Source organism: Cellulomonas septica (assembly GCF_012396155.1).
GTDB lineage: Bacteria > Actinomycetota > Actinomycetes > Actinomycetales > Cellulomonadaceae > Cellulomonas > Cellulomonas septica.
This window is the reverse complement of record NZ_JAAXOY010000143.1, coordinates 1-6,729: the sequence shown is the minus strand read 5'-3', so window position 1 is coordinate 6,729 and position 6,729 is coordinate 1. Positions and strand designations below refer to the sequence as shown.

Here is a 6,729-nt window from a genome sequence, read left to right as displayed (position 1 = left end):
GCCCGTCGCGGGCAGCGCGCCGGCGACGAAGGGCAGCTGCCCGGACGTCCACACGGTGTCGCCGTCGCGCAGCGCCGGGACGTAGGCGGCGAGCGGCGCGGCGACCGTCGGCAGCTCGAGCCCGAGCTCGGCCAGGCGGGCGGCGACGCCCATCAGGCCTGCTTCGGACGCTTGAGGTAGGCGACCAGGCCGGCGTCCGGACCCTGGATCACCTGGACGAGCTCCCACCCGTCGGCGCCCCACTGGTCCAGGATCTGCTTGGTCGCGTGGATGATGAGAGGGATCGTCGCGTACTCCCACTGCTGCGTCGCCATGGGCTCACCCTAGCGGGACGACGCGCGGCCGACGGCCGGTCGTCAGGCGATCCACAGGCCCCCGACGTGCACGGCGACCCTGCCGTGCAAGCGCTCTCACCGGACCGGCAGGACGCCCGTCTCGATGCCCACGAGCTCGGCGTGCCACGACCGGACCTCGGGGCGGCGGCGCAGCAGCGCACGCCGCTCACGCTCGGTCATGCCGCCCCAGACGCCGAAGTCCATGCGGTTGTCGAGCGCGTCGGCGAGGCACTCCAGCCGGACGGGGCAGCCGGTGCACACGGAGCGCGCCTCCCGCTGGGCCGCGCCCTCGACGAAGAGCGCGTCCGGTGACAGCTTGCCCGTGCCACAGGCGGCGATCGCGGTCCAGTGCGCGTCCAGCGTGACGGTTGCCACTCACCCTCCAGAGAAGACGGACGGGTGCCGCGGGCACCCGTGTCCTGCGGGGAAACTAGTCGGTCAAGCGTCCGTCTGGCGAGACTCCTTTCGGGTCATTTCGCCAGATGGACGCTCGACCAGTCCGCGACGTGTGCAGGTCCGGTGCAGGTCGTGCCCCCGGGCACCCAGGAGGAGAGGCTTCCGAGGCGCCCCGACTACCCTGTCGCCATGCCGCATCCTCCGCGCGCGCGGGGCCGCCAGGTCAACGCGTTCCAGGCCCTGGCGCTCCTGCTGTCGTTCGTGCTCGTCGCGGGCGTCAGCGGCGTGCTCGCCGCCGGCCTCGTGCTGCCCGGGGTCGCCGTCGCCGACGAGGTCACCGACCTCACGGTCACCGCGTTCGACGACCTGCCGACCGAGCTCGAGCCGACCCAGCTGCCCGAGAAGTCCGTGATCCTCGCGGCCGACGGCACGCTGCTCGCGACGTTCTTCAGCGAGGACCGGGTCGTCGTCCCCCTGTCGGAGATCTCGATCCAGCTGCAGCACGCGGTCGTCGCGATCGAGGACAAGCGGTTCTACCAGCACGCGGGCGTCGACCCGCCCGGCATGCTGCGCGCAGCCGTCAAGGGTGCGCTCGGCGGCGCCGACGACGGCCAGCAGGGCGCCTCGACGCTCACGCAGCAGTACGTCAAGAACGTGCTCATCCAGGCTGCCGCCACCAAGGAGACCGAGGCGGAGCGGCTCGCGGCGATGCAGGCCGCGACCGAGGCCGACGGTCCCGAGGGGTACGCCCGCAAGCTGCGGGAGGCGAAGCTCGCCATCGCGCTCGAGAAGCAGATGACGAAGGACGAGATCCTCGAGAAGTACCTCAACATCGCGCAGTTCGGCATCAAGGTCTACGGGGCCGAGGCCGCCGCCCAGTACTACTTCGGGATCCCCGCGAAGGACCTCAACTACCTCCAGGCCGCCACGATCGCCGGCGTCACGCAGAGCCCCACCCACTGGGACCCCGTGCGCGACCCGGTCGTGTCGAAGGAGCGTCGCGACACCGTCCTGCTCACCATGCACGACCAGGGCTACATCACCGACGAGGAGTTCCAGACCGGGCTCGCGACGCCCGTCGAGGCGACGCTGAACGTCCACCCGCTGCGCGTCGGGTGCATCGCCGCGAGCGACGCGGTCCCCGGCTCCGGGTACTTCTGCGACTACGTCACGAAGGTCATCGTCAACGACCCCGCGTTCGGTGCGGACGCCGCGACGCGCAAGGCGCTGCTCTACAAGGGCGGCCTGACGATCACGACGACGCTCGACCCGGGCAAGCAGGCGATCGCCGACGCCGAGGTCAAGGCCGCGGTGCCCGTGGACGACTCCAGCCGGCTCGGGCACGCGCTGGTGAGCGTCGAGCCGGGCACCGGCAAGATCATCGCGATGGCGCAGAACCGCATCTACGCACCCGTCGCGGCGAACCCGGGCGAGGAGTCGGTCAACTTCAACACCGACTTCGCCTACGGCGCGTCCGGCGGGTTCAACCCCGGTTCGACGTACAAGCCGTTCACGCTGCTGACGTGGCTCAAGAACGGCCACAGCCTGTACGAGACCGTCAACGGTGCGAAGCGCCAGCTCAACCTCAACCAGTTCAAGGTGTGCGGCGGCCCGTGGTCGCGGAACGAGCCGTGGAGCCCGAACAACTCCGAGGGCAACGGCAGCACGATGACCGTCCTCGACGCGACCCGGAACTCCGTCAACCTCGCGTACCTCTCGATGGCGATGGAGCTCGACATGTGCGACGTGGCCGACACGGCGTCGTCGATCGGCGTCCACATCGCCAAGCCGCGCGTGTCCGACCAGGGCAGCAACGAGCGCCTCAAGGCGGGCACCAACGGCCCCGGCCTCAACCCGTCGAACGTGCTGGGGACCGACGAGGTCGCGCCGCTCACCATGGCGGCCGCCTTCGCGGCGTTCGCGTCGGGCGGCATGTACTGCAACCCGATCGCCATCACCGCCGTCGCGGACACCAACGGTGCGCCGCTGCCGGTCCCGGACGCCGGCTGCCACCAGGCCATCGAGCCGCGCATCGCCAACACGATGAACTTCGCGCTCAGCGGCGTCTGGCAGGGCACCGCCGACAGCGTCGGCGCGCCGCCGTTCCCGTCGGCGGGCAAGACGGGCACGACGAGCGAGAACGAGCAGACGTGGTTCGTCGGCTACACGCCGCGCCTCGCGACGGCGGTGTGGCTGGGTGACCCGAAGGAGACGAAGCGCCAGGTCAAGCGCATGTACGTCGGCGGCAAGTTCGTCAACCGGGCGTACGGTGCGACCGTCTCGGCGCCGACGTGGAAACGGTTCATGGTGCAGGCGCTCGCCACGGGCGACAACCCCGGGTTCGGCGCTCCGGACGACAAGCTCGTGTTCGGCGAGAAGGTCAACGTCCCCAGCGTGATCGGCCGCAACGAGGGCGACGCCCGCGCGATCCTCGAGCAGCGCGGCTTCCGCGTCCAGGTCGACCCGAACCAGGTCGCGTCCAACGTCCCGGCGGGCAGCGTCGCCGAGCAGAGCCCGTCCGGCCAGGCGACCAAGGGCGCGACGATCACGCTGCGGCTGTCGAACGGTCAGGGTGGCGGTCAGCAGCCCGGTCCCGGCGGTCCGGGTGGCGGGCCCGGTGGTGGCGGCGGTCCGGGGCAGGGCAACGGCAACGGCCGCGGTCAGCCGTGACGGTCGGACGCGCGCTCGGCACCGCGGCGCTCCTCGGTGCCGGCGCGGTCGCCTGGTCCGTCGTCGAGGCGCAGTGGTACACGCTGCGCGAGGTGACGGTGCCGGTGCTGCCGACCGGGCAGGACCCGCTGCGGGTGCTGCACCTGTCGGACCTGCACCTGACGCCCGGGCAGGGCCGCAAGGTCGACTGGGTGCGCGACCTCGCGTCGCTGGACCCGCACCTCGTCGTCGACACGGGTGACAACTGGGCGCACCTCGACGCCATGCCGGCGCTCCTGGAGGCGCTCGAGCCGCACCTGGCCCGCCCGGGCGTGTTCGTGCTCGGGTCGAACGACTACGTCGCGCCGCGACCCAAGAACCCGGCGCGCTACCTCCTGCCGGACTCGCGCGGCGCCGGCCCGGTGCGACCCGTCGAGCTGCCGTGGCGCGAGCTCGTCGCCCGGTTCACCGCGGCCGGGTGGATCGACCTGTCGAACCGCCGCGACGTCGTGAAGGTCGACGGACGCGTGCTGTCGCTCGTCGGCACGGACGACGCGCACCTCGACCGCGACCGCTTCCCCGCGGCGGGCGGGGACGACGACGCCCGCACCGGATCGACGCCGGTCGACCTGCACCTCGGGGTCACGCACGCGCCGTACCGCCGCGTGCTCGACGCGATGCACGCCGACGACGCCGACGTGACGATCGCGGGACACACGCACGGCGGCCAGCTCGCGGTCCCGCTGTGGGGCGCGCTCGTCACGAACTGCGACCTCGACACGCGCCGGGCCAAGGGCCTGCACGGCTGGCCGGGTCCGCGCCCGGACCGCCCGGGCGGTGCGGGGTCGTCGTGGCTGCACGTCTCCGCGGGGCTGGGCACGTCGCCGTACGCCCCCGTGCGGTTCGCGTGCCGCCCCGAGGCGACGCTGCTCACGTTCGTCGCCGCCTGACATCCGGTCCCAGCGCGAGCGCTCCGTGGCCCGCGCTGACGGGCGCGGAGACGTCGGTCACGACCGCGGTATCCGGTTTCGTCGATCGGAGGTCCGTCGGCTATCCTTACGGGGCTCCACGGGGTGTGGCGCAGCTTGGTAGCGCGCTTCGTTCGGGACGAAGAGGTCGTGGGTTCGAATCCCGCCACCCCGACAGACACGAGAGGCCCGGATCGGCATCATGCCGGTCCGGGCCTCTCGTCATGCCCAGGGGTGCGGGCGGTCGTCAGCGCGGGGCGAGGTACGAGACGTGGCCGTCGTAGCTGCGGATGACCACCGTGCGCGGCGCGGACGGGTCGGTGGGCGCCTCGACGGTCTGGCGGCCGTTCGACGTGGAGATCGTCAGCGCGACGGGCTCGCCGGTGCCGACCACCGTGGCGTCGCCGTTGCTGGTGAGCGCCTCGACGTTCCCCTGGACGTCGGCGACGTCGATGCTCCCGTCGCTGCTCCGGGCGACCGCGTCGCCGCCCACGTCGACGACCTGCACGTCGCCGTTGCTCGTGACGGCCTCGATGCGGCCGCCGATCCCCTGCGCGTCGATCCGGCCGTCGTAGGTCCGCGCGGTGACGTCGCCGGACACGTCGGTGACGATGACGTCGCCGTTGCTCGAGTGCAGCTGCGCGTCGCCGGTGATCCGGTCGGCCTCGACGCGGCCGTCGTACGTCCGCGCCTCGAGGTCGCCGGCCAGGCCGCGCGCCAGCACGTCGCCGTTGGACGTCCGGACCACGACGTGCGTGTCGCGCGGGACGTGCACCTGGAGCGCACCCGTGCAGACGCCGAACCACGAGCCGCACTCGTGCCGCACGACGAGCCGGTCGCCGCGCTGCTGCACGGAGTACGTGGGCGACGAGAAGCCGCTGCGGGCGATGCGCTCGACGTCGACCAGGTCCTCGTCGCCGGCGAACACGGACACGCGACCGTCGGCGACGAGCTCGACGACGTCGGCGGCGTCGTAGGTGGCGCTCGCACGCTCGGTGCTGGACATCGCGAGGTCGGCGACCTGGACGCCGCCCCACGCGATGGTCGCGACGCCGAGGGCGACACCGGCCCACAGGAGGGTGCGGCCGAGCGGCGTGCGGGTCGGGTCGGCGGGCGGCGGACCGACCGGGGTGACGGGCGGCTGCTGCAGGGTGGCGGTCATGCGCGTGCTCCGTTCGTGGGTCGGCCGGTGCCGACGCCGCCGGGCGGCGTGACGACCGGGCCGGGCTGGGCGGCGGTCGGGCCGTGCTCGAGCCAGCGCAGGACGGCGAGCACGCGGCGGTGGTCGTCGGCGTCGGGCGGCAGGCCGAGCTTGGTGAGGATGGACGTGACGTGCTTCTCGACGGCGGGCAGCCCGACGACGAGGCGTTCGGCGATCGCGGTGTTGGACCGGCCCTCGGCCATCAGGCCGAGCACCTCGCGCTCACGCGGCGTGAGCGTCTCCAGGCCGGTGCTGCGGGTGCGGGCGAGGATCTGGGCCACCACCTCGGGATCGATGACGGTGCCGCCGGTCGCCACGCGCTGGAGGGCGTCGAGGAACTCCTCCACGTCCGCGACGCGGTCCTTGAGCACGTACCCGAGGCCGCGCACGTCGCCCGCGAAGAGCTCCGCGGCGTACCGCTGCTCGACGTACTGCGACAGGACGAGGATCGGCAGACGGCGGTGCAGGCTGCGCAGGTGGACGGCGGCCCGCAGGCCCTCGTCGGTGTGGCTGGGCGGCATCCGGACGTCCGTGACGACCACGTCGGGCAGGTCGTCGCCGGCGGTCCCGGTGCCGAGGGCGGCGACGAGCTCGTCGGCCGTCGGGTAGCCGGTGACGTCGTGGCCCTCCGCCTCGAGCAGGCGGGACAGGCCGTCCCGGAGGAGGACGGAGTCCTCCGCGATCACGATGCGCACGGCACCTCCACGGTGAGCCGGGTCCCGCCTCCGGCGGGGCTGTCGAGGTCGAACGTGCCGTCGAGCGCGGCGACACGGCTGCGCAGGCCGTCGAGCCCGCTGCCGGGCGTGGCGGTCGCGCCGCCCGTGCCGTCGTCGGCGACGATGACGCGGAGCGCGGGTCCGGTCGCGCCCTGCACGACCGTCGCCTCCACCAGGACGCTCTGCGCGCCCGAGTGCTTGGTGACGTTCGTGAGCGCCTCGGCGACGACGAAGTACGCGGCGGCCTGCGTGGCGGCGGGAGCGAGCGCGAGCGTCTCGGGCGTCGGCACGTCGACCGTGACCGACACGGGCGTGCGGGCGGCGAGCGCCGACAGGGCCGCATCGAGGCCGCGGTCGGTGAGGACAGCCGGGTGGATGCCGCGGACCAGGTCGCGCAGCTCGGCGAGCGTCTCCTTGACCTCGCGGTGCGCGTGGTCGAGCGCGGCCGCGGCGGTCTCGGGGTC

The 6,729-nt window shown here is 73.2% G+C and carries 7 protein-coding genes, 1 tRNA gene and 1 pseudogene; 3 read left to right on the top strand and 6 right to left on the bottom strand.

What is annotated here, in order from left to right; genetic code table 11:
* From HGA02_RS20850 to HGA02_RS07565, 3 genes and pseudogenes are all read right to left on the bottom strand, one after another.
* A pseudogene (locus HGA02_RS20850) lies at positions 1 to 153 on the bottom strand (RidA family protein); the annotation flags it as partial.
* A complete protein-coding gene (gene sp36 / locus HGA02_RS07570) occupies positions 153 to 314 on the bottom strand; it encodes a Sp36 family protein (RefSeq protein ID WP_124342304.1) in 162 nt (53 codons plus the stop codon). The gene sp36 and the pseudogene HGA02_RS20850, both read right to left, overlap by 1 nt.
* Positions 315 to 410: 96 nt before the next feature.
* Entirely contained in the window at positions 411 to 710 is a 300-nt protein-coding gene (locus HGA02_RS07565; protein WP_304515688.1) for a WhiB family transcriptional regulator, read from the bottom strand.
* 210 nt (positions 711 to 920) lie between these two features.
* On the opposite strand from HGA02_RS07565, the gene HGA02_RS07560 reads away from it, so the two are divergent.
* The 3 genes from HGA02_RS07560 to HGA02_RS07550 all read left to right on the top strand — a co-directional run bounded on the left by HGA02_RS07560 (position 921) and on the right by HGA02_RS07550 (position 4,523).
* A complete protein-coding gene (locus HGA02_RS07560) occupies positions 921 to 3,401 on the top strand; it encodes a penicillin-binding protein (protein WP_168678513.1) in 2,481 nt (826 codons plus the stop codon).
* Positions 3,398 to 4,330, top strand: a complete 933-nt coding sequence (locus HGA02_RS07555; protein ID WP_168678512.1) for a metallophosphoesterase — start codon at positions 3,398 to 3,400, stop codon at positions 4,328 to 4,330. Before HGA02_RS07560 ends, HGA02_RS07555 begins: the two co-directional genes overlap by 4 nt.
* Before the next feature lie 119 nt (positions 4,331 to 4,449).
* Positions 4,450 to 4,523, top strand: a tRNA-Pro gene (locus HGA02_RS07550).
* Between the two features lie 72 nt (positions 4,524 to 4,595).
* Here the strand turns inward: HGA02_RS07550 and HGA02_RS07545 are convergent.
* The 3 genes from HGA02_RS07545 to HGA02_RS07535 form a co-directional block, all read right to left on the bottom strand.
* Positions 4,596 to 5,510: a DUF4097 family beta strand repeat-containing protein gene (locus HGA02_RS07545; protein ID WP_168678511.1), complete on the bottom strand. Its 915-nt coding sequence runs from the start codon at positions 5,508 to 5,510 to the stop codon at positions 4,596 to 4,598.
* Positions 5,507 to 6,244, bottom strand: coding sequence for a response regulator (locus HGA02_RS07540; RefSeq protein WP_162353194.1), 738 nt, complete (start codon positions 6,242 to 6,244; stop codon positions 5,507 to 5,509). Before HGA02_RS07540 ends, HGA02_RS07545 begins: the two co-directional genes overlap by 4 nt.
* On the bottom strand, positions 6,232 to 6,729 hold a 498-nt coding region (locus tag HGA02_RS07535; RefSeq protein ID WP_343035356.1), incomplete at its 5' end, for a sensor histidine kinase. The genes HGA02_RS07540 and HGA02_RS07535, both read right to left, overlap by 13 nt.